We start from the raw sequence: 21,637 nt of genomic DNA, 5'->3' as shown, positions 1-21,637 counted from the left end.
AGCTGCTAGGAGCCGTAGACCATGCCGGAGACCATTTCACGCCCGTTCACCTTCGTGAAAAATGGTATTCTCACTGTGGCGCCACATCTCCAAAGAGCTCAGACTTCACTAGGCATCGCCGGTTTTTGAAAATTGTGTCGCGAGAGCGCTGCGTTTCATTTCTATCCTGCACTGTTCGCTATGATGAGCGTCGGATCTGAAAGCCGATGTTGGCGATGGGTTTTTTGGCGTCGGTCTTGGACGTTGTTGGCCCAAAGGGGGCTATTTGCTCGCCAAATTCGGCACCGACAAGCGGCATTTGCTCCACACATTACATTTGGATACATTTTTCTGGTGTACCATTTTGGCAATAGCTTGTATCTGCGATGCAAATGACTTTGGTAGCGCGCCGAGCTTTTTGCTTTTGTTTGAGCATTTTTAAAAACCAAATAGTCAGTTTAGCGGCAGACGCATCCAACGACCCAACAACGTGAACCGGCCGGAGAAATAGCAAATGAAGTTCCCCATGAATGCACGCCAACTGCTTTTCATTCCACCGTTGGCCATTGGTATTGGTGTGTTTCTATGGATGAACAATGCCAACAAGGATCAGACCGCAACAAGCATACCCGAACAAGCGCAGGCGGTGCGTGTTGTGGAAATTGCCAAGCGCTCCTTTATCCCGGAAATCTCTGGGTTTGGTCGCCTTGAGGCTGTGCAGAGCTGGTCTGCGATTGCACAGGTAGAAGGTCGCGCATCCTATTTGGATCCGGCCACGGCTGTTGGTAAGCTGGTTCCGGAAGACTCAAAGTTGATCGGCATCGATTCACGCAATTATGAAATCGCATTAGACCGAGCCAAGGCCAATAGAGACAGCGCTCAAGCCGCACTCGACGAACTGGACACCACGCAAAGCAACAATCGCGCTACACTGAAGCTTGAACAAGAAGTCAAAAGCCTGCTGCAATCTGATCTCGATCGTCAGATTGAGTTGAAGTCGCGTGGTAGTGCCTCCCAGACAACTGTCGATACGGCGCGCCGATCCCTGCTTGCTCAGCAGAAGGTGATCCTTGGCATTGAGAATACATTGCGTCTTGTGCCTGCCCAAAAGGCCTCGCTTGAAGCGAGCATAGCTGCACGCGATGTCGAGATTGAAGAAGCCCAGCGCTCCTTGGATAACACCGTTATCACGGCGCCTTTTACCGGTCTGGTGACGGAAAAAGACATAGCTAAAGACCAATATATGCGCGTGGGCGACAAGATGCTGACGCTGGAGGATATCAGTGCCTCTGAAGTGGTGGCAGAGTTTCAGCCTTATGTGCTGGGTCAATTGTTTCGCTCGATTGCACGCCTGGACCTTCAGGAACTGTTGGTTATGGGAGAAGAAATCGATGTGTTTGATCGCATAAGTGAACTGGATCTCAAAGCCAGCATCCGATTGCCAGACGATGAGGGCCTTGTAATCTGGCCTGCCAAACTGGTTCGCTTCAATGGCACCGCGGACGGAACAACCGGGGCGCTTGGCATGGCTGTGCGCATCGAGACACCCTATAAGCCAGATCCGATCAATCGCCGCCCACCGCTGTCGAACGGTACCTTTGTCAAGGTGACACTGTCCGCCAGAAATCCGTTGGAAGCCATCCGTATTCCTCGCTCTGCGGTTCACACCTCCAGTGATGGTAAAACCTTTGTCTATGTGATGGATAGCGATAGTCGCCTCGCAACTAAAGAGATTGTTGTTGGGCCTGCGCTTGATAGCATGATTGTCATTCGCGAGGGTTTGAACGTTGGCGACAGTGTTGTTATCAGCGAGCCGATCCCTGCCGTCATTGGCAGCCTGCTTGACCCAGTAAAATCCTAAGCGGAGACGGATCGATGATTAACTATTTCACGCGTCATCCGGTCGCCGCCAATCTGGTGTTGCTGGCTGTTGTTTATCTCGGCCTTACTGTCATCGGCGGTATGGAGCGGGAATCTTTCCCTGCGTTTTCCTCAGACAGGGTGACTGTCGGCATCTCATATTCCGGAGCGTCTGCTGCGGATGTGGACGACCAGATCTGCGTCAAGCTTGATGACGAGCTTGGGTCTGTTTCTGAATTGAAAGAAATGTCGTGTTTGTCGATAGATGGCAAAGCAACCGCAACATTGACGATGAATGATGGCGGCGATATTGGGCAGTTTTATAATGACGTGTCCTCTGCTACCTCAGCCATTAGCGATTTTCCAGCAGATGCCGAAGCGGCACAAATCTCTGTGGCCAGCCGTAACGATATGCTTGCCTTTCTGGCTGTATCGGGCATCGAAGACCCAAGCGCTCTGGTGCATTATGCCGATCAACTGGCAGATGAGATTTCCAATCTCTCAAAGGTGGCAACCGCCACTGTGAGCGGAATTTCGGATGATGAGCTGCTGGTCGAGTTTAACACGCAAGCCCTGCGTCGCTATAACGTGAGCGCCAAGGATGTTTCTGACGCACTTTCCGCCCGTTCTATGCAGGTTCCTGTGGGCCAGATCAAAACCAGTGATCGCTCTATCACAGTGCGTTACACCGATGCGCGCCGGTCGGTGGAAGACTTGGAAGACCTGATCATCTTCCAGAATGAGGGAGGCGGATATGTGCGCGTCTCTGATCTGGGTACGGTGACTTTGGTTGAAAGTGAAGAGAACTCTCGTTCCTTCATCAATGGCAAACGCGCCGCGATTATCCAGATTTCCAAAACGCGGGATGATGACGCTATCGAAGCCATGGATCAGGTTCGAAGCTTAATGGCACGCGAAGAGCTGCGCTATCCAGATCCCTTTGAAATCAGCGTGGTTGCGGATACAACGGAGCCGGTTTCAGAGCAGCTTAGGATCGTCCTGCAAAATGCGGCCCAGTCGATGCTTCTGGTCGTGTTGGTGATGTATTTGTTTTTCTCGGTCAAGGAAGCCATCTGGATTTCCCTGGCGCTTCCCTTCTCGTTCTTGGCAGGCATCTTTGTAATGAGCCTATTGGGTGTCACCATCAATATGGTCACCCTATTGGGGCTGTTGATGTCTATCGGATTGATCATGGATGATTCCATCGTCATTGCCGATAATATCTCCAAATGGCGCGATAAGGTCGATCATAAAGAGGCTGCGGTTAATGGCGCCCAAGAAGTCATGTCAGGCGTGGTTTCTTCCTTTCTGACGACGGCGGCAGTGTTTGGGCCGCTGATGTTTCTTGACGGCCAAATCGGCAAAGTGCTCCAGTTTATTCCAATTGTGTTGCTTATCACCCTGGCCGCCAGCCTGTTTGAGGCATTCTTTATTTTGCCCAATCACCTGAGCCATGTGCATAGCTCGATGAGGGACACAAGCAATCGGTTTTTCCCGCGTTATCTGGATAAGGGCAAAGAAGCCTTTGTTCTGCCAATCGTTGCGTTATTTGTGCGCTGGCGCTATGCCACGGTCGGGAGCATTGTTGCCGTTTTCATTGTCTCGATTGGTTTGATAACGTCCGGTTCGGTCAATGTGATCGGCTTTCCCTCTAGCGAGGAAAACACGATTGAGGTCCGTATTGCGCTAACCCCGGGCTTGCCGCTCGAGCAGACAGAAAAAGTTGCTGCGCAATTGCTGGCGGCCTTGGATACCGTGAATGCCGACTGGACGCCCAAGACCAAAGACGGGCAAGACTTGGTCAAACAAGTTCTGGTGATGTATGCGACGAATGCGGACTTGAAGAATAATGGTTCGCACAGCTTCACCATCACAGTTGATCTATTGGATAGTGACCAACGCAACATACTGGCCGATGACGTTTTAGAGCTGTGGCAACAAGCTGCTGGCCCGATCCCTGATTTGATGCAAAAAAACTTTACCCAGAGTGTAAAGGGGCCTGGGGGCAATGATATTGAAATCCAGCTCTCCTCGCGCGATCTAATCCAGCTGGAATCGGCCATTTCCGACTTGTTCCTGCTGGTCCAGTCCAGACCGGATGTGACCAGTGTGTATCAGGATTTTCGTAAGGATCGCCCGACCATCGAACTCAAACTGAATGAATATGCTTATACAATCGGCCTGACGCCGCAAAGCGTTACCAACCAATTGCGGTCGGCCTTCTCCGGTGTTGAAACTGACAGCTTCAAGGTTGGGCTGTCGGATAATTCGGTGCGCGTGGAAATATCCGATGCGGTGCCTTCTATTACCGCGCTCGAGGATTACCCGATTACGCTGACTGGTGGCAAAAGTGTTCCTTTGAGCCGTATCGCGGCTCTTGAGGCCAGAGATAGCTACAGCCAAATCACCCGCGAGAATGGGCGCGTCATCGCCAAGATTGTCGGTAATATCGATAAGGAGGCAACAACAGCGGGCCAAATCGCGCAATTTGCTTCCCGAGAGGCTTGGCCCAGCATTTCAGAAGCCTATCCGGACGTTTCTATTGATATTGGTGGGGCAACAGAAGAGCAGGCGGAAACGCAAGGCTCTATTGTAACCGCGCTCCTTACCGGACTGGTGGCTGTCTATCTTATTTTGGCGTTCCAGTTCCGGTCCTATAGCCTTCCTTTGATCATTATGCTGTCGATCCCCTTTGCTTTGATTGGCACGATCTATGGTCACTTGCTCATGGGGCTTGATATCTCGATGCCCAGTTTTATCGGGTTTGCCTCGCTGTCGGGGGTGGTGGTCAACAATGCCATCCTGTTCATGACATTCTTTGAAAGCGAGATCAAAGACGGTGATTATACAACCGCAGCCATTGAAGCGGTGCGGCATCGTTTCCGTCCCGTGTTGCTATCGTTTTTGACCACCTTTATCGGTCTCATTCCCATTACCTTTGAGACCAGTCCCTATGTCAAAACTCTGGTGCCGCTGGTCACATCGGTCGCCTTTGGTCTGTTAGCCTCGACGTTGCTGGTGATCTTTGTCTTCCCAAGTCTGTTATCGATCTATTTCGATTTCAAATCCGTCGAAAAATGGTTGAAAAAATAGCCGTCAATCTGTCAATTGGAGACGTCAAGTACCGGAAGATAGGTGCATGACGTCTCGTTGTTTGAACCTGACGGTTCAGACAGCTACTCACTCTTTGACGGATAAAGGCTTTCGGCAAAACACGCCTGAGCCGCCAGTGCTGTACGCCCTGCCAACAGGATTGCATGGGGTGTCAATTTGGCATCTATTTTGGCGGACGAACAAGGGCGCGCGCTTTATGCATCGCCTGATGCAAGGTAACTGGTTCGAAATCAGCCTTGGGGCTGATGGAATAGTGCTCCATTCTGCAATGGCAGATCTCAATCTTGCAAAACCATACAGTAATCGTCGTAATTTGAAGCATTCGAAACCATATATTAACCACGGGTCTTGTTATAACTAAATAACTTTTTAGTTGAGATGTACCACAATGGTGATCATCCTAGCGCAATGCATCCGGCGCAACAGAGGTTGGTTGAGGAGACCCTTATGCCTGCAATAGGCTTTAGAAATATTGGGATGCAATTGTATTCAGAAATTATATGCTGTCTATTTGGTCTTTCGCGGTTGGTCAAACCCAATTGGGGTTGGTCATGAAGGCCGTATCCTTTCCGATTCGTACTCTGTCGACAAAAATAACCATTGTTGTTTGCAGCGTTGCTTTGGTTATTGCGATCCTGATCAGTGCTTTTAATTATGTCCATCTACGCAAAGTCATTCTGGACACAACGATTGAAGGGCTTGCTGGGGAAACGCGCCTCTTGGCACAAAAATTCGCAAGCAATTACCACGAGTTGAAGAATGACGCATTCGTCATAGCGCAAGCTCCACCGATTCTGGAACTGGTCCGGGCGATGGACAACAATGATGTGAAAGCTTTTGATGGGTTGTCATCTGACCAATGGCGCAAGCGACTGGAAGCTGTTTTCGCTTCAATCATGTCCTCAAGGCCACATTATACGCAGATCCGGTATATCGGTGTTGCAGACGGCGGGCGTGAACTCGTCCGTACCAATCGGGTGGGAGATCATTTCGAACATGTAGGCATCGACCAGATGCAGCAAAAAATGGATGAACCCTATTTTTCTGGTGCCCAGTCGGTGGGCCGCAACGGGGTCTATTTCTCGGAAATTACCTACAACCGTGAATATGGACAGGTGCAACAAAGCAAAATTCCAACATTGAGAGCTGCGGTGCCAGTGCTTGACGGTGACGGGCGCTTTTTTGGTATTATTGTGATCAACGCCAACTATGAAAAGCTTTTGGCTTTGGCGTTTCAGGACAGTCTCCCTGAAAAAGGAGCGTTCAGTGTCAACAATGCTGGTGACTATCTGGAATACCAAAAAGATGGACAGTTGGGTCGGCTTGAATTTCACGAGGACTATACCAGGACACCTCCCGTAATTATAAATAAATTCAAAAATTTGACCGTTGATGAAGCCTCTCATCAAGACGACGATGGTGTCTCCTATTTTGTTAAGCTGAATGTTAACCCCGCCAACCCAAGCGCTTTTCTCGGTATTGTCTTGTGTGTGCCAAGTGCTGAATTGATGACACCAGCCTATGTTGTTTTGCGTAATTCGCTCATATTTTCTTTAGGATTGATTGTCCTGTCAGCTATTATGGCAGCGTTGTTTGCGCATCGTCTCACAAAGCCTCTTAGAGCTATGACAAAAACGGTACGGAGCGCGAATGTTACGACGGCGCTGGTCGGGCTTCCCGTTGCATTAAAAGACGAGATTGGCGATCTGGCTCGGGCGTTTAGCCAGCTCGCCAATGACTTGACCGAAAGTCGCGCCAAGGCCAATGCGGTGCTTGAGACTATCGTCGATGGCATTATTACGATTACCGAAGACGGAATGATCGAAACATGCAATCCGGCCTGCTATTTCGTTTTTGGATACAGAGCCGACGAGATAATCGGTAAAAATATTGAATTATTGGCACCCGAGCTGGAGAAGGCAAAGCTGGACGAGTGCCTTTCTGCTCTTTGTGCTTCTGGCGGCCGCTATGCCACGGGCGTCGGGCACCATATCATGGGCCGGCGCAAGGACGGTAGCGTGTTTCCGATGAGCCTTGCCATTGGTGAAGTAAATTTCTTAGGCAAGCGTCTTTTTACCAGTGTTGTTCGTGACATTACCGAGCAAAAAAACAATGAGATCGAACGCGAAACCTTGATTGAAAAGCTTGTTCGCTCGAATGAGGAACTGGATGAGTTTGCCCATATCGCAGCGCATGATCTTAAAGAACCCTTGAGGGCCATCCACAATCACTCGAGCTTCCTGATTGAGGACTATGAGGACAAGCTGGATGAAGCCGGCAAGAAGCGTTTGCATCGGGTTCAGTATCTGACGAAACGGATGGGACAGCTTATTTCAGACTTGTTTTATTTCTCACGCCTCGGACGAGAAGAAGCGTCGATCGAATATACAGATGTTGGGGCCATCATTTCTGATATCGAACTCACTATGAAAGATACTCTGGAAGAAAACAGGGTAACTTTACTAAGGCCTTTACCTCTACCATCTATCTATTGTGATCGCGTTCGAGCAACGGAAATGTTTCGTAATCTAATTGTGAACGCCATCAAATATAACGATAAGGTTTCCAAGACTGTGGAAGTCGGATACCATGCAGAAACCAATGTGTTTCATGTCAAAGACAACGGTATTGGAATCGATCATCAGTATCATGATCTTATTTTCAAACTATTCAAACGCTTGAACACTTCAAAACAATTCAGCGAAGGAACCGGGGCGGGCCTTACCTTTGTCCATAAGATAGTGAGCCAGCAGGGGGGGACGATCTGGCTTGAATCGGAGGCGGATGTTGGTACGACATTCTTCTTCACGCTCGCCGAAAGGAAAGCTGCATGATAAAAACGAGTGCTGATTACCCAATATTGATCATTGAAGACAGCGATGATGATTTTGAAGCAACAGAACGGGCCTTGAAGAGGGATGGTGCCTTGATCAACCCTATTTATCGTTGCGACTCTGGCGAAGATGCGCTCGATTTTTTGTTGCAGCAGGGGCCTTACAGCGATCCTCTCACGGCCCCGCGGCCAAGTATCATTTTGATGGATTTGAACATGCCGGGGCTGGATGGCCGAGAGGTTTTGGCGCGGATTAAATCTGATGAACGGCTTTTGGATATTCCGGTTGTTGTTTTGACCACCTCCAACGACAGTTTTGATATTAAGGCTTGCTACCAGGCTGGAGCCAATTCCTATGTGGCCAAGCCGGTGGAGATGGATGAGTTCATTCTCGCAATCAAAAGGCTCAAGGAATATTGGTTTGGCATCTCTATCTTGCCTAAGGGGAAAACCGATGGTCGATAGCATTAATCTCTTGATAGTGGATGATTGTGAAGATGACCGCGAAATGTATATTCGGCATCTGCGATCTGATGATGAATTTTCTTATCGTTTCATCGAAGCGGAAACGGCCGATGAAGCACTCCTTCTTTATCAAGCCAACACTATTCATGGTATTTTGCTGGATTTTTCTTTGCCAGGGCGCGACGGCACGCAGGTTTTGGCTGATTTGAAAAAGCTTGATAACCATATTCCGGCGGTGATGTTAACGGGTCAGGGAAATGAGAAGGTTGCGGCAGATGCCATTAAACTGGGTGCTCAAGACTATTTGACCAAGAGCGATGTGACCGCTGCAGCCCTGAAGAGGGTCGTTCATAATGCAATCGAGCGGGTTGAAATGCTGCGCAAGATTGATCTCCAGCAAGATGATCTATCCGCATTTGCTGGTGTTTTGGCTCATGATTTGAAAGCACCCATCAATGTTATTCGTGGGATGAACGAGCTTATCGTCGAAGCTCTGAATGAACAGGACTATGATAGTGTGTCGGAATTAACCGTCCGCATTGAACGCTCGACCCGACGAATGAGCGAACTGATCGACACATTACGCGTTTACAATAAAAGCTCCAATAATAACCGACCTTTGCTTGATACATCGCTGGAGATTTTGCTAGAGGACGCCTTGATCAATCTTGAGCTTGATATCCAGAAGCGGGGCGCGCGGATTACGCATGATCCACTTCCAAACGTTATGGGTGATCCCCCCCAGATTATTCAATTGATGCAAAACCTGATCGCCAATGGCATTAAATACAGTAACGCGCCTACACCTGAAGTTCATATTTCGGCTGAGCTCGTGGAAAATGCGTGGAGAATTGGTGTCAAAGACAATGGAATAGGCATCCAAGAGGAAGATCTACAAGTGATTTTCCAGCCCTTCAAGCGACTGCATGGCTATGATGAATATCGTGGTTCCGGACTTGGTCTGGCAACCTGTCGAAAGATCCTTGATCGCCATCGCTGCAAAATTTGGTGTGATTCTGAAGCCGGAAAAGGGACAACTTTTTACTTTACTTTGCCAGTGGCGGCTGTGGCGGAGAAATCACTTTTGGTCGGATAGCAAGCCCGGTTCAATCCCGCGGATTGGTCGGTCATGCAATTGGCTGGCTGCTGGCGATTTTTACGGGGCGAAGTAATCTGACTGGCTAGAGAATATTTTTGTGTAGAGCTTTCCTTTTAAATCGTGCGGAAAAAGGCTTTATAATTTTCAACACGGGCCGTGTTTCCCCTAAAAATCAATCCAGTTTTAAGTCACACAATTCTTCTCTATAAATTATATAGTCTATTAAATATTTTTAGAACTGTTGGTTATTTTTTTGTAAATATAAATTCTAATTTTTGTTATTAAATTATAAGTTATTTCCGATTACTTGTATTATATAAATATATCTGGACAAGTGTAACAAGTAATTCAGGAATATACATATGATTGGGCAGTCAGAGGCAAGAAGTGTGTCAGAAACTACATTGATTATGGTTGATGATAACGTCGATGAAATATTTCTCACGAGGAGAAAAATTCGTAAAGAAGGGATCGTGAATCGTTTTGTTTCCGAGCGGAAACCTGAGCGTATTTTCGAAACGCTTGATGAATTGGTCTCAATGGGTATGAGAAAGAAAACATTTCTCATTCTTCTCGATGTGAATATGCCAAAGATCAATGGTTTTGAGACGCTTGAGAAGATTAGAGCGCATCCAATTTACAATGACGTGCCTGTCCTGATGTTCTCGGCTTCTGATGATGCTGAAGATATTTTTGAGTCTTTTGAGGTTGGTAGCAATGGCTACATCGTAAAGCCGTTTACTTCTGAAGAGTTTTTCGCGGCAGTGAAAAATATTACATCGGTTAAAACACAACTGATGAGCTGATGACCATCAATTGAAGAGTTGGCAAAATACGATGCAGACGCTCGATGCACTATATGACAAGGGAATGCGCGGGGCCAACACCGCTGTGATGGCTTTGGTGCTTTCCGTTGCTGTCACTTTAGCGACAACGGCGATTTTTAGCCAATGGCTCTGGGATGTTGCTGAGCGCCGTTTTGAAATCAAGGTTGAAGACATTCAATCTGTTATCAAAGCTCGGATGCAAGCCCAAGAAACGGCCCTTCGGGCTGGTGTCGGATTTTTCAGAAGCAATGAGACTGTATCCAGGAGCCAATGGGCGAAATTTTCTGACGTCATTTTACACGATGCCCACTTGTCCGGGTTAGAAGGATATGGATACTCCGAAGTCATCCCTGCATCAAAGCTTGCTTCGCATGAATCCGATATGCAATCGGAGGGGTTTCCTAAGTATCATGTCAAGCCGTCCGGGAAGCGCGACCTCTATACATCGATCATATATCTTGAGCCATTTAGCGGAAGAAACCTGCAGGCATTTGGATATGACATGTGGTCAGAACCCACCCGCAGGGAAGCTATGATGCGGGCTCGTGACACGGGCAAACCTGCGGTAAGCGGGATGGTAACGCTTGTACAAGAGCACGTTGTTGTTGATAAACAGAACGGCTTTCTTATGTATCTTCCGCACTATCGTAGCGGTATGCTTACAAATACTGTTGAACAGCGGCGAAATGCAATTCTTGGCTTTGTCTATAGCCCTTTCCGCATGAATGACCTCATGGCCGGAACGCTTGGGAACGGCGATTCAGAAATTGATTTTCGCATATTCGATGCCAATCAAGAGGATGATAGTCGCTTGCTCTACAGCAGCGCAACCGAAGCTCAACTTATTACAGAATCTTCTTATTTGGATCCTATCCAGAAGACACTGAGCATTGGCGGGCATGAATGGTTGTTGGTATTTTCTGCAAGGTCGGACTTTGTGACTGTTGGCGAAAAACGCCTGCCTTATGGTTTCATTACGTGCGGGCTGATTATCTCAATTCTGCTTTTCTTTACGATCCGGTCTTTGGGCAGTGAGAAACAGCGTGCCTTTGCTTTGGCGACCCGTATGACCGAGCAATTGCGCGAAGCAAAAGAGCAGGCTGAGTTGGCTACATTTGTTGAAATCGATTTGCGCAGAGCTGCTCAGCAGGCAAATGGTCGCTTAAGGGGGGCAAATGAAGAATTGAGCCATTTTTCATCGATCGTTGCCCATGATTTAAGAGCGCCGCTAAAGAGAATTGAGAGCTTTGTTGACGTTCTTCGTGAGGATTACAGTGCCGAGCTTGAAAGTGATGCTCAAGACGTGATGACCCGCCTCGAAAGATCCTCGCGACGGATGAGGGACATGCTTGATGCATTTCAAGATTACACCAAGTTTGGCCAGTCTCGTCAGACAAACCTATCGATACGACTAAATGCTCTTGTTCACGCTGTTCTGAAGTCTATGGAAGATGAGCTGGAAGCCGTCACCGTCGTTGTAGAAGTGAGTGAACTCCTGGAGGTCGAAGGGGATCATTTGATGCTTGAGCATGTTTTGTCGAACCTCATAGACAACGCAACCAAGTTTCATTCCAAGAACAAGACAGAAATCCTGATCTCGGCAAAAGAAATTGATGGGCGGCAAATCGAGGTCTCTGTGACCGACAATGGTATTGGGGTGGAAAAACAGTATCATTCCAAGATCTTCGAGATGTTCTCCCGGCTTCACGATGAGGATGAATATCAAGGCACCGGTATCGGTTTGGCGGTTTGCAAGAGAATTATCAGCGACCATGAAGGCGAGATTTTTATCGATCCATCCGTCAAGAAAGGGACGCGTGTCTGCTTCACGGTGCGGTCATCCAGTTTTGACAGCAATGCAGAAGATGTTGCATGGGTTGCCTGATATGGCGATTTTCGCTCGCTTCATGGTGGGTTTGTTGTCATTACGATCATGTCACTTTGACGTCGCTGGTCGACAAATAGTTCATCAAATGGCAGTGTGTTGTTGACCGTGCTGGCGTTAATCTGAAGCCGACACAGCCCGAGCGCCATGATACAGCTGTTTGGGTTTTCTCACTCGGGGCAATCCACATGTCACATAAACCCAATTGCGCTATTTTAGATGATTATCAGGCCGCTGCGTTGGCAAGCGCAGATTGGGCTATTTTGCAAGACCGCCTTGAGATCAGGCGCTATGGCGAGCATCTTGGTGATGAAGATGCTGTTGCCGCTGAGCTTGCTGATTGCACTATCATCGTCGCAATGCGCGAACGCACGGCTTTTTCCAAATCGCTTTTGGAGCGGCTTCCAAACCTCAAATTATTGATCACGACAGGGATGCGCAATCGCAGCATCGATATGGAGGCTGCGCGCAGTCTGACTATTCAAGTCTGTGGTACGAGGAGCGAACGCGGCCCTGCTTCTGAATTGGCTTGGGCGGGGTTGCTTGCCTTTATGCGCAACATCCCGCAGGAAACGGCGAATTTTCGCGAAGGTGGCCCTTGGCAACTGGGGCTTGGGCGATCGCTGGAGGGCCGTCGGTTGGGGATCGTCGGGTTAGGCAAACAAGGCAAGCGTATGGCCGGCTATGGCAAGGCGTTTGGTATGGAGGTTTGCAGCTGGACCCGAAGCAATCCCGAACAGCGTGCGTCTGAGCTGGACATCAAGGCTTTGTCTCTGGATGATTTGTTTGCAACAAGTGATGTGATTACAATTCAGCTGGCGCTGACTGATGAAACGCGCGGATTTGTTACGTCTGAAATGTTGCAGCGGATGCGCCCTGATGCGGTTCTGGTCAACAGCGCGCGCGGCCCGCTGGTGGACGAAAAGGCTTTGATTGAGTGCCTTCAGGAAAAACGGATCGGCGGGGCGGTGCTGGATGTTTTTGATACCGAACCCTTGCCGCTTGATCACCCTTTCCGCAGTCTTGCCAATGTGTTGGCGACACCGCATGTGGGGTATGTCACGCAAGAGAATTACGCCGTCTATTTCAATGATGCTATCGAAAATATTGACAGTTGGCTGAAGGGCGTTCCATTGCGGGTTTTGGCATAAAGGATCAAACGCCCCCCCTGAAGCCGTCATGCACTTCCATTTTTGTCTATTCAATCACGCGCTGGGCGACTTTTGCGCCGTTGCTGATGCCCGAGGACGGATAAAGAATGATGGCATCTCCGACCTCCAAGCCGTCAAGGATTTGAGCGGACAAGCCATTGTCTTTACCGACCTTCACGCGCGTCTGGATGGCTTTGCCGTCGATAACTCTAAATACCGCCCAATAGTCACCGTCGCGGAAGAGAGCATTGGACGGGATGAGGAGGGTGCTTTGATCCTCCCAAATAATAATGCGGACCTCCACGCGATAGCCGTGCCCCAGTTTGTCACGGCTTTGTCTGGCCCCTGTAAAGCGAATAATGGCATTGACGCGCTGTTCTTCTACACCGAGGGACGAAAATTTCTTGAAACCCCATGGGTCTACCCGCTCGACCTTGCCTTCGAGTTGGGTGTCGCCGCCCCAATCATCGACGATCACCCGATCACCGGGTGAGACTTGCACCGCATCTGTGGAGAGCAGTTCAACGACGATCTCGAGATCATGCGCGATATTGCCGATTTCCATAATGGGGGTGCCTGCTGTCAGGGTGGTTTCGCTTTGCTGGATGACCCGCAAAATGCGACCGGTGGCAGGGGCTCGCAATGGTATGTCGGCATCGCCCATTTGGGCCGAGGCTTGTTCGGGACCGTCAAAGCTGATCAGGCGGGCACGGGCATTGGCCAGTTCGGCCTCTCGCACACTGATTGCCGCTTGGGCTGTGTCTCTCATGGCGCTTGCCGCGCGCAGATTGCTTCGGAAGCGATCAAGCGCTGCCTGACTTTCGGTGCCTTTTTCGGCTAGCTTTTTAGCGCGGCCCCATTCGCTTTGTGCAAAATCCAAGTCTGCCATTGCTTTGTTGAGATCGGCACGAGAAACGCGCAAGGCGGCCTCGGCTGCTGCCACCGCTGCGCGCGCCTGTTCGCGGGTGCGGATGTCGAGGGCTGCAGGATTGAGAGGGCGCATCTGGGCGACAATGGTTTCGTTTTTAATGACGGCATCGCCAGGCTGGGCCTCGACGCGCATCAGGCGTCCGGCCACCGGTGTTGAGACCACATAAGCGTCGCGAACTCGTGTGCGTCCCTCTTCATCGATGGTCAGCGTCATTGGGCCTCGCTTGACCGTGCCGATGTCAACCGAAAGGGCGCGGGGCCAGAAGGCATAGGCAAGCGCTGCAGCCGTTACCAGAACGGCGACGATGGTGAAATAGGAACGGGATTTCTTTTTAGCCATGGCTTATTCTCCCAGCCTCTTTGACCCTGTGTCAATGACTGCGCTTATTCCCTGATTTTTAGGGCGGAAACGAGATCTGCCCGGTCTATGTCGCGTTTCACCAGCCAACCGGATGCAATGGCGGCCGTTAAAACGGCAAGAGCTGCGATACCATAACTGGATGGTGTGAAAATTGTTGGAATCTGGTAGAGATCGGTGCTGAAGCCTTCTGCTATGGCGTAGCTGAGATAATATCCCAAGGCGCCGCCAATGGGCAGGGCTGCCAGAGTGATAACTCCCAGCTCTCCCAATAAGACAAAGGCGGCTTCGGCTTTGGTAAAGCCCATCACGCGCAGGCTAGCCAGATCGCGCAGGCGCTCGGCATAGGCAATGCGCGCAGCATTATAGACAATGCCAAAGGTGATGATGGCGGCAATCGCCACCATAATAAAACGCATGGAGCCTGCACCGTTGTCCATCATCTTCTGAAAAGCAACGCGGGCGTCGGATTTGAGGCTGACCCCTGCCACAGAGGGGCGGTTTTTGAGTTGTTTGAAGATTTGATCCGCGCGGTTGGCGTCGATGCGCATATAGGCGGTGGAGACACGCAACGGCTCTTTAAGGGTGCGGTTCAAGGCGTCGAGCTGCATATAGGCAGGGGACCCAAACAGGCTTTCGGCGATGTTGGCGACAGGAATGCGCAAAACAGGTCTGCGGCCTTCGAGAATCTGCACCGTCAAGATCTCTCCGGGGGTGATGTCGAGGGTGCTGGCCAGTCCTTTTGACAGGATGATGCCCTGTTTTCCAAGCACAATAGGGGACAGGTCTTTGGCAACGGCACGCTTGAGCGTTGCATCGGCGTGAATGCCGTTGATGGCCCCGCGATAGCTGCGCGTTCCATTGCGCATGATCGCAGAGACCACGCGCTCCGGTTCGATCCGGATCACACCGGGGATAGCATTTATTTCATGGATGGCGTGGATTGCCAACGGATGGGTGAAGGTGACGGTTACCTGACTGCGGTCCAGAACATTGAAGGTCAGATCCATGGTTCTGTCAAAGCCGGCAAGTAATGAGATCATCGAGACGGATAGAGCCATGCCACACGCAATGCCCGTCAATGAGCCGATCATGCGGCGCGGCTGGCGAGTGATGCGCCGCAGGATCATCCGGCTTGGCTGATCAAGGAGCCGATTGAGAGACGCGCCGATCTTGCCCGCTCTGGAATAATCGGCAGGAGCGGGAGGGCGCATGGCAACGGCTGGACTGAGAGCAAAAACCTGCCGCAAAACAAACAGACCACCAGCCGACGCAGCAAGGATGGACGTGAGGAATGCGGTGACAAAGGCTGCGGGGTCCAATTGGAATACAAGGATCGGGAATTTGTAATAGAGCAGATACATGTTCATCATGCCGCGCCCGAGCGCAATGCCACCAATACAGCCCAATACAGCCCCGCCAATGGCGATGGCGAGCACAAATTTGAAGTAATGTAAGCCGACTTCCCAGTTGCTGTAACCAAAGGCCTTGATTAAGCCGATCTGCTCGCGATCAGATTGCACCATGCGTGAAATGACGATATTGAGCAGGAAGGCCGCAACCGCAAGGAAAATGGGCGGAACGACCTTGGAGGATCCTTCCATACCCGTGATTTCTTCGCTGACAAACCGGTTTGAGGTTTGGTCTTTGACGCCATAAGCGCCCAAGCCGCCATAGGGGTTGAGAATATGATCAATGCGTTCAAGGGTTTCTTGCAGATTGTTGCCGCGTCCCACGGACAGCAGAGCTTCATTGAACGCACCTTGCATGTCATAGGCCGCCGCGAGGGCTGTTTGGCTCATCCAGATCACGCCGAAACGGCTGTCATCGGAAATCATTTCACCGGGGGCCACGCTGTAAAGATATTCGGGGGATTGGGCCAGCCCGACGATGCGAAAGGTGCGTCGGGCTCCATTCATGGTCGCCGAGAGCTTGTCGCCGGGTTCCAGCTTGTGTGCTCGTGCAAAGCTGTTGAGCAGGATGATTTCGTCCGCATTGTCGCTGTTGATACGGCGACCGTCGGTCAAGTGAATGGCGTTGAGGCGCGGTTCTGAACGATTTGGTAGCGATAGTGCTGTGGCGCGCAGGGGCAATTCAAGACTTGGCAAACTGATGAGGGCCGAACCGGTGACGCGGCCTTCGGCTACGGACACACCGGATAAATCGGCGAGGTCGCGGATGATATGGAGCGGCGCGCGTTTTACGGGGGCAAAAACATCGGCAAAGCGGTTGCGCTCATAATAGGCGCGTCGGGTTTCATTCAGAGAGGTCACCACACCGGACATCATCACCAAAAGCATCACGCCGGTGGCAATCACCATGGCAATGGCGATAACTTGCCCCTTCATGCGCCAAAGATCGCGGCCTAGTTTTCGGTTGAGGGGTGACATGATGGCTGTCTATCTCCCTACCATTCGATCTGATCTGGGGTGAGTTTCTTGTCGTTCTTGACGACTTCCCTGATCCGGCCATCGGCAAAATGTATTACGCGGTCGGCCATTGCTGCTGTACTGGCGGCATGGGTGACAATCAACACGGTGGCACCGAGCTTTTCGTTCACGTCTTTTAGAACCTGCAAAACAACGCGACCGGTTTTGCTGTCCAGCGCGCCGGTGGGTTCGTCGCAGAATAGCACGTCGGGTTGTTTGGCAATGGCGCGGGCAATGGCGACGCGCTGCTGTTCGCCGCCGGACATTTGAGCGGGGAAATGGTTGGCTCGCTCTGACAACCCCACCATATCCAAAGCCTCTTTGGGGTCCATGGGGCTGTCTGCGATTTCGGTTACCAACTCGACATTTTCATAAGCGGTGAGGCTGGGCATCAGGTTGTAAAACTGGAAAACAAAGCCTACGTGGTCGCGTCGATAGAGGGTCAGTTTGTTGTCCGACATTTCGGATAGACAAAGGGATTGGAAATACACGTCCCCTTCGGTGGCGCGATCCAGACCGCCTATGATATTCAGCAAGGTGGATTTGCCGCTGCCCGATGCGCCTAAAAGCACAACGATCTCTCCGCTGGGGATTTCCAGATCGACCCCGCGCAAAGCGTGAACGGCCGCGTTGCCCTCCCCATAGACCTTGGTGAGCCCTTTGGTTCGAAATGCCATTGGTTGTGTGGGTTCTATCGTCATGACAACCGCCCTGTTGTGAGCATGGAGGCCATGCCAGCGTGCTAATTTTGACTATAGGCGCAAACGGGCATGACTTCCAGCGAAGGGGCCATTAATCGAGGGTTTTTCGGAAACGCAACAAAGCCAAGACGGCAAGACCAACAGTGAAGAGCATCAGGGCGGTGAGCGGCGAGCGCATGGCTTCCATATCCGCGCCCTTGAGCATGATGCCGCGCACGAGGCGAAGAAAATGCGTGAGGGGGAATATTTCACCCAATATCTGCGCCCACCCCGGCATGCCCTTGAAGGGAAACATGAAGCCCGACAGCAAAAGGGAGGGGAGGAAAAAGAAGAAGCTCATTTGCATGGCCTGCATTTGGCTGCGGGAAATTGTGGAGATCGCATAACCGATAAGCACCAGAGAACTGATAAAAATGAAAACACCAAAAAGCAACAACCCTAGTGAGCCGACAAAAGGCACACTGAAGATGGCTTTGGCGGCGACAAGAACCACAACTACCTGCACCGCGCCGACACCCAGATACGGCAGGATCTTACCCAGCATAATCTCAAAGGGAGTGGCGGGCATGGCCAATAGATTTTCCATGGTGCCGCGTTCCACTTCGCGAGTCAGCGCCATGGAGGTCATCATCACCATGATAAGCTGGAGGATGACGCCGAGCAGGCCGGGCACGATGTTATATTGTGTGATGCCTTCAGGATTGTATCGTCGATGCACCACGATATCGACGCCGCTGTCCTGAGTTTGGACTTTGCCTAATTCGCGCAGAAACGCTTGATTTGCGACCGTTGTTAATGTCGAGATAGCCCCGGAGGACGCCGCCGGATCGGTGGAGTCTGCTTCGATGAGGATTTGCGGATTATCCCCTTTGAGAACCCGTTTTGAAAAGTCAGACGGGATGGTGACTATGAAAGACACCCGTCCTTCTTCCATCAGGCGATCGGCCTCTTGGGTGGAGGAGGCCAAAAAGTCAAAACGGTAATAATTGGTGACTTCCAGTGCGCTGATCATGGCGCGGGTGAATTGGTCCTGACTGGAGGTAACCAAGGCTGCGGGCAGGCGTTTGGGGTCTGTGTTGATTGCAAAACCAAACAGGGCAAGCTGGACCAGAGGAATGCCGATCATCATGGCAAAGGTGATGCGATCGCGCATCATTTGTGTGATTTCTTTGGCGAGCAAGGCGTAGAGGCGGGTGAAGGAAAAAAAATAATTCATTGTAGGGCGTCTCCTTCACCGTTTTCTCCAGACATATTGTCCTGTGATTGGCTCATATATTGGATGAAAACATCCTCCAATGTGGTCTCGCCCGGTTGAGCGGTGACATCATATTGTTCAGCAGCTTTGGAGACAGCCTGTTCCAGCTGATCTTTGTCTTTGCCCACCACATGCAGGTTGTTGCCGAAGGGGGCAACCTGATCGACGCCTTTGGTTGTTTGTAATATTTTTGCCACCCGTGCTGCATCGCGTCCAGAGACCAGATAGGTGAACAGGCCTGCTTCTGCGACCACTTCATCCACGGTTCCTGACGTCAGCAAACTGCCATAGGCAATATAGTTGATACGGTGGCAACGTTCCGCTTCATCCATATAGTGGGTGGAGACCATGACAGTCATGCCGTCGGCGGCCAGCATGTGGATTTCGTCCCAGAACTCGCGTCTTGCTTTTGGATCAACGCCCGCTGTGGGTTCGTCCAGAAGCAACAATTTGGGTTTGTGCATGATGCAGGCAGCGAGGGCCAATCGTTGCTTCCAACCACCGGATAGCAAGCCTGCCAATTGATGACGGCGCGATGTGAGGCCCAGATTCTCCAACGTATCGCGCACATATTGGCGGGCGGGAGACAGGCCATACAGGCGGGCAACAAAATAGAGATTTTCTTCGATGGTCAGGTCGGTATAGAAGGAAAATTTCTGCGTCATATAACCGACCTGACGCTTGATCTTGAGTTGATCCTTATGCAGATCATAGCCCAACACCGTGCCGTGGCCTTCATTGGGAGTCAGCAATCCGCACATCACGCGAATGGTTGTGGTTTTGCCCGATCCATTGGGGCCGAGAAAGCCGGAAATTTCACCCTGTTCGACCGAGAGAGAGACATTGTTGACGACTGTTTTGTCGCCATAGCGTTTCACAAGATTATGAACGTCAATGGCTTTCATCACTGGCTCCGATCTTGTGCGCCGGATAGTTGGACAGAGACAATCTGTCCAGGCTTTAGCGAACTCTCGGTGGCCAACTTGGCTTCGATGAGATAGACCAGCTTCTGGCGGTTCTGAAGGGAATAGATAACAGGGGGGGTAAATTCTGGCCCGTCAGAAATGTAGCTGATGCGGGCGAGGATGTTGTCCGCGCAAGCATCGCATTCCACGCTCAATTGGGTGCCTATCTTGATGGAGGCGAGCCTTTTTTCCGGAATATAAAGCCGCAGCTTGGTGCCGCCATCGGGCAATATCTGAAGGATTGGCGCTTGTGGTCCTGCAACTTCTCCCAGATTGCGAATGACATCCACGACAATGCCGCTTTGGCTTGCTTTGAGTGTTCGTTTTTTAAGGCGCCATTGTGCGGATTCCAATGTGGCGTTTGCTTGTTTGACGGTTGCTTGCGCGGCCGCGATTTCATCTTTGCGCGCGGGAAGCTTGGCATAGGCCAGATTGGCTTTCAGTTCTTCCACCTTGGCTTTCGCCACATCAAAGCTGGTGCGGACCTGATCAAATTTGCTTTTAGAGACTGTGCCCTTTTGCATCAGTTTTTTCTGGCGTTCCATGTCGCGCTCGGCTTCCTCGGCGCTGAACTGCGCGGCGGCCAATGTGGCCACCAAGGTGGCGATTTGTTCTGGCCTTGCGCCTCGGGTCAGGTTGGCGAGATTGCTTTCGGACTGCGCGACGGTTGCTTCGGCTTGAGCGACTGCAATTTCGGCGTCACGGCGTTCCAGAATGGCCAGTGTCTGATCAAATTTGACATGATCCCCGCGTGCAACCGGAATGGCGGCGATCTGCGCGACCTCGATGGGTGCGACAAGCACATAGTCGCCTTCGACATAGCCTGTGGCTATGGGCTCTGGTGGCAGGCAAGCATTCAGCAGCATGCCAATGACGGGCAGGGAGCAAAGAAAACTCATGAGGCGTTCCTATGGGCGTTGATGATGGTGCGGATGTTGGATTGCAAGATTGTGAGGACCGCCAATGCTTCGGTTTCGCTGTATCCTTGCCACTTCATATGTTTGGCAACGACGGGTTGGCCAACGCGAAAATAGGCGACTTGTCCAATCATTGAAAAGACCAACAATCTGTTTGCCTCTGACTGGGCTTCTTGCGCGCTGATGCCGATACTGTCAGCCCAATGGGAGAGGAGGAATTCGAACATCGTGCGAAAGAAATTTTCATAGATATGGTCAAAAACCTCTCCCTTTTCATGGGCCTCACGAAAGAGGAAACTGATCATCGCTTCCGCTTCCTCCAGTTGCAGAAACACATAGGCCTGTCGCAAAATCATCGCCTCAAAAGACGTCTCGGCACTTTTAATAATGTCCGGTACGTCCAAGGCTTCAGGATTGGTTCTTATTTTGGAAAATCGGTCAACGATTGTTTGGGCGCAGGCCATTCGCAACCCCGCTTTGCTGCCAAAATGATAGGTGATCGAGGCAATGTTTGTCTTGGCGGTTGTCGCGATTTCACGGGTTGATGTGGCGGCAAAGCCCTTAACTGCAAAAAGCTGGAAGGCCGTGTCTATGAGCGCTTTTTTGGTGATGTCAGATCTTGATTGAGCCATGGATGTTACTTGCTGTTGGCCTTTGGATGGCGAATGAGATGACAACTATATTAAAGCACCAAACTAAAATTAAATCAATCGATTGATTTAATTTTAGTTTGGGCATGGCTTATACCCGTGAAGCCAGGTTCCCGTGTTCCTGTCTTCCCTTTCGGCATAAATGCCCGTAAAAACGGGTTGTGTGGCGAAGAAAAAAAGACGAATCTTGCCCGATTCTTACCCTACGTTATGCGTCTC

15 protein-coding genes are annotated in these 21,637 nt (G+C 50.8%); 8 read left to right on the top strand and 7 right to left on the bottom strand.

The features are described from left to right. The first annotated feature begins 493 nt into the window (after positions 1 to 493). The 8 genes from C0081_RS02085 to C0081_RS02050 all read left to right on the top strand — a co-directional run bounded on the left by C0081_RS02085 (position 494) and on the right by C0081_RS02050 (position 13,213). Entirely contained in the window at positions 494 to 1,840 is a 1,347-nt protein-coding gene (locus C0081_RS02085; RefSeq protein ID WP_101532127.1) for an efflux RND transporter periplasmic adaptor subunit, read from the top strand. Between the two features lie 14 nt (positions 1,841 to 1,854). Beyond that, the gene (locus C0081_RS02080) at positions 1,855 to 4,932 is read left to right on the top strand and encodes an efflux RND transporter permease subunit (protein ID WP_101532126.1); all 3,078 of its coding nucleotides are present in this window, start codon (positions 1,855 to 1,857) and stop codon (positions 4,930 to 4,932) included. Between the two features lie 572 nt (positions 4,933 to 5,504). Continuing rightward, complete coding sequence (locus C0081_RS02075; RefSeq protein ID WP_180966717.1) at positions 5,505 to 7,787, top strand: ATP-binding protein; 2,283 nt, start codon at positions 5,505 to 5,507, stop codon at positions 7,785 to 7,787. Further along, positions 7,784 to 8,251 carry a response regulator gene (locus tag C0081_RS02070; protein WP_101532124.1) on the top strand — a complete coding sequence of 156 codons (468 nt, stop codon included), beginning with the start codon at positions 7,784 to 7,786 and terminating at the stop codon, positions 8,249 to 8,251. Before C0081_RS02075 ends, C0081_RS02070 begins: the two co-directional genes overlap by 4 nt. Next, positions 8,241 to 9,347: a sensor histidine kinase gene (locus C0081_RS02065; RefSeq protein WP_180966716.1), complete on the top strand. Its 1,107-nt coding sequence runs from the start codon at positions 8,241 to 8,243 to the stop codon at positions 9,345 to 9,347. The genes C0081_RS02070 and C0081_RS02065 overlap by 11 nt, the downstream gene beginning before the upstream one ends. Before the next feature lie 365 nt (positions 9,348 to 9,712). Further along, positions 9,713 to 10,156: a response regulator gene (locus tag C0081_RS02060; protein ID WP_101532122.1), complete on the top strand. Its 444-nt coding sequence runs from the start codon at positions 9,713 to 9,715 to the stop codon at positions 10,154 to 10,156. 31 nt (positions 10,157 to 10,187) lie between these two features. Next, a complete protein-coding gene (locus tag C0081_RS02055) occupies positions 10,188 to 12,062 on the top strand; it encodes a CHASE domain-containing protein (RefSeq protein WP_101532121.1) in 1,875 nt (624 codons plus the stop codon). 188 nt (positions 12,063 to 12,250) lie between these two features. After that, a complete protein-coding gene (locus tag C0081_RS02050; protein WP_101532120.1) occupies positions 12,251 to 13,213 on the top strand; it encodes a D-2-hydroxyacid dehydrogenase family protein in 963 nt (320 codons plus the stop codon). A gap of 46 nt (positions 13,214 to 13,259) precedes the next feature. Here C0081_RS02050 and C0081_RS02045 read toward each other — a convergent pair whose 3' ends face one another. The 7 genes from C0081_RS02045 to C0081_RS02015 form a co-directional block, all read right to left on the bottom strand. Further along, the gene (locus tag C0081_RS02045) at positions 13,260 to 14,483 is read right to left on the bottom strand and encodes an efflux RND transporter periplasmic adaptor subunit (RefSeq protein WP_101532119.1); all 1,224 of its coding nucleotides are present in this window, start codon (positions 14,481 to 14,483) and stop codon (positions 13,260 to 13,262) included. A gap of 44 nt (positions 14,484 to 14,527) precedes the next feature. Then, the gene (locus C0081_RS02040) at positions 14,528 to 16,891 is read right to left on the bottom strand and encodes an ABC transporter permease (RefSeq protein WP_101532118.1); all 2,364 of its coding nucleotides are present in this window, start codon (positions 16,889 to 16,891) and stop codon (positions 14,528 to 14,530) included. A 17-nt stretch (positions 16,892 to 16,908) separates the two neighbouring features. After that, positions 16,909 to 17,631 carry an ABC transporter ATP-binding protein gene (locus C0081_RS02035; protein WP_101532117.1) on the bottom strand — a complete coding sequence of 241 codons (723 nt, stop codon included), beginning with the start codon at positions 17,629 to 17,631 and terminating at the stop codon, positions 16,909 to 16,911. 91 nt (positions 17,632 to 17,722) lie between these two features. Next, positions 17,723 to 18,847 carry an ABC transporter permease gene (locus C0081_RS02030; protein ID WP_101532116.1) on the bottom strand — a complete coding sequence of 375 codons (1,125 nt, stop codon included), beginning with the start codon at positions 18,845 to 18,847 and terminating at the stop codon, positions 17,723 to 17,725. Further along, the gene (locus C0081_RS02025; protein ID WP_101532115.1) at positions 18,844 to 19,791 is read right to left on the bottom strand and encodes an ABC transporter ATP-binding protein; all 948 of its coding nucleotides are present in this window, start codon (positions 19,789 to 19,791) and stop codon (positions 18,844 to 18,846) included. Before C0081_RS02025 ends, C0081_RS02030 begins: the two co-directional genes overlap by 4 nt. After that, positions 19,791 to 20,750 (bottom strand): HlyD family secretion protein, encoded by a 960-nt coding sequence (locus tag C0081_RS02020; protein WP_101532114.1) that lies wholly within the window; start codon positions 20,748 to 20,750, stop codon positions 19,791 to 19,793. Before C0081_RS02020 ends, C0081_RS02025 begins: the two co-directional genes overlap by 1 nt. After that, a complete protein-coding gene (locus C0081_RS02015) occupies positions 20,747 to 21,400 on the bottom strand; it encodes a CerR family C-terminal domain-containing protein (protein WP_101532113.1) in 654 nt (217 codons plus the stop codon). The genes C0081_RS02020 and C0081_RS02015 overlap by 4 nt, the downstream gene beginning before the upstream one ends. Between the last annotated feature and the right edge of the window lie 237 nt (positions 21,401 to 21,637).

This window comes from Cohaesibacter celericrescens (assembly GCF_002866925.1).
GTDB classification, from domain to species: Bacteria; Pseudomonadota; Alphaproteobacteria; order Rhizobiales; family Cohaesibacteraceae; genus Cohaesibacter; species Cohaesibacter celericrescens.
This window is presented reverse-complemented; position numbering and strand designations above follow the sequence as displayed.

What these genes read in the sequence shown, in the direction of transcription:
- C0081_RS02025 (WP_101532115.1), bottom strand. Translation starts at nt 19,791, where the DNA reads ATGAAAGCCATTGACGTTCATAATCTTGTGAAACGCTATGGCGACAAA.
- C0081_RS02045 (WP_101532119.1), bottom strand. Translation starts at nt 14,483, where the DNA reads ATGGCTAAAAAGAAATCCCGTTCCTATTTCACCATCGTCGCCGTTCTG.
- C0081_RS02055 (WP_101532121.1), top strand. Translation starts at nt 10,188, where the DNA reads ATGCAGACGCTCGATGCACTATATGACAAGGGAATGCGCGGGGCCAAC.
- C0081_RS02040 (WP_101532118.1), bottom strand. Translation starts at nt 16,891, where the DNA reads ATGTCACCCCTCAACCGAAAACTAGGCCGCGATCTTTGGCGCATGAAG.
- C0081_RS02065 (WP_180966716.1), top strand. Translation starts at nt 8,241, where the DNA reads ATGGTCGATAGCATTAATCTCTTGATAGTGGATGATTGTGAAGATGAC.
- C0081_RS02070 (WP_101532124.1), top strand. Translation starts at nt 7,784, where the DNA reads ATGATAAAAACGAGTGCTGATTACCCAATATTGATCATTGAAGACAGC.
- C0081_RS02085 (WP_101532127.1), top strand. Translation starts at nt 494, where the DNA reads ATGAAGTTCCCCATGAATGCACGCCAACTGCTTTTCATTCCACCGTTG.
- C0081_RS02035 (WP_101532117.1), bottom strand. Translation starts at nt 17,631, where the DNA reads ATGACGATAGAACCCACACAACCAATGGCATTTCGAACCAAAGGGCTC.
- C0081_RS02030 (WP_101532116.1), bottom strand. Translation starts at nt 18,847, where the DNA reads ATGAATTATTTTTTTTCCTTCACCCGCCTCTACGCCTTGCTCGCCAAA.
- C0081_RS02050 (WP_101532120.1), top strand. Translation starts at nt 12,251, where the DNA reads ATGTCACATAAACCCAATTGCGCTATTTTAGATGATTATCAGGCCGCT.
- C0081_RS02020 (WP_101532114.1), bottom strand. Translation starts at nt 20,750, where the DNA reads ATGAGTTTTCTTTGCTCCCTGCCCGTCATTGGCATGCTGCTGAATGCT.
- C0081_RS02060 (WP_101532122.1), top strand. Translation starts at nt 9,713, where the DNA reads ATGATTGGGCAGTCAGAGGCAAGAAGTGTGTCAGAAACTACATTGATT.
- C0081_RS02075 (WP_180966717.1), top strand. Translation starts at nt 5,505, where the DNA reads ATGAAGGCCGTATCCTTTCCGATTCGTACTCTGTCGACAAAAATAACC.
- C0081_RS02015 (WP_101532113.1), bottom strand. Translation starts at nt 21,400, where the DNA reads ATGGCTCAATCAAGATCTGACATCACCAAAAAAGCGCTCATAGACACG.
- C0081_RS02080 (WP_101532126.1), top strand. Translation starts at nt 1,855, where the DNA reads ATGATTAACTATTTCACGCGTCATCCGGTCGCCGCCAATCTGGTGTTG.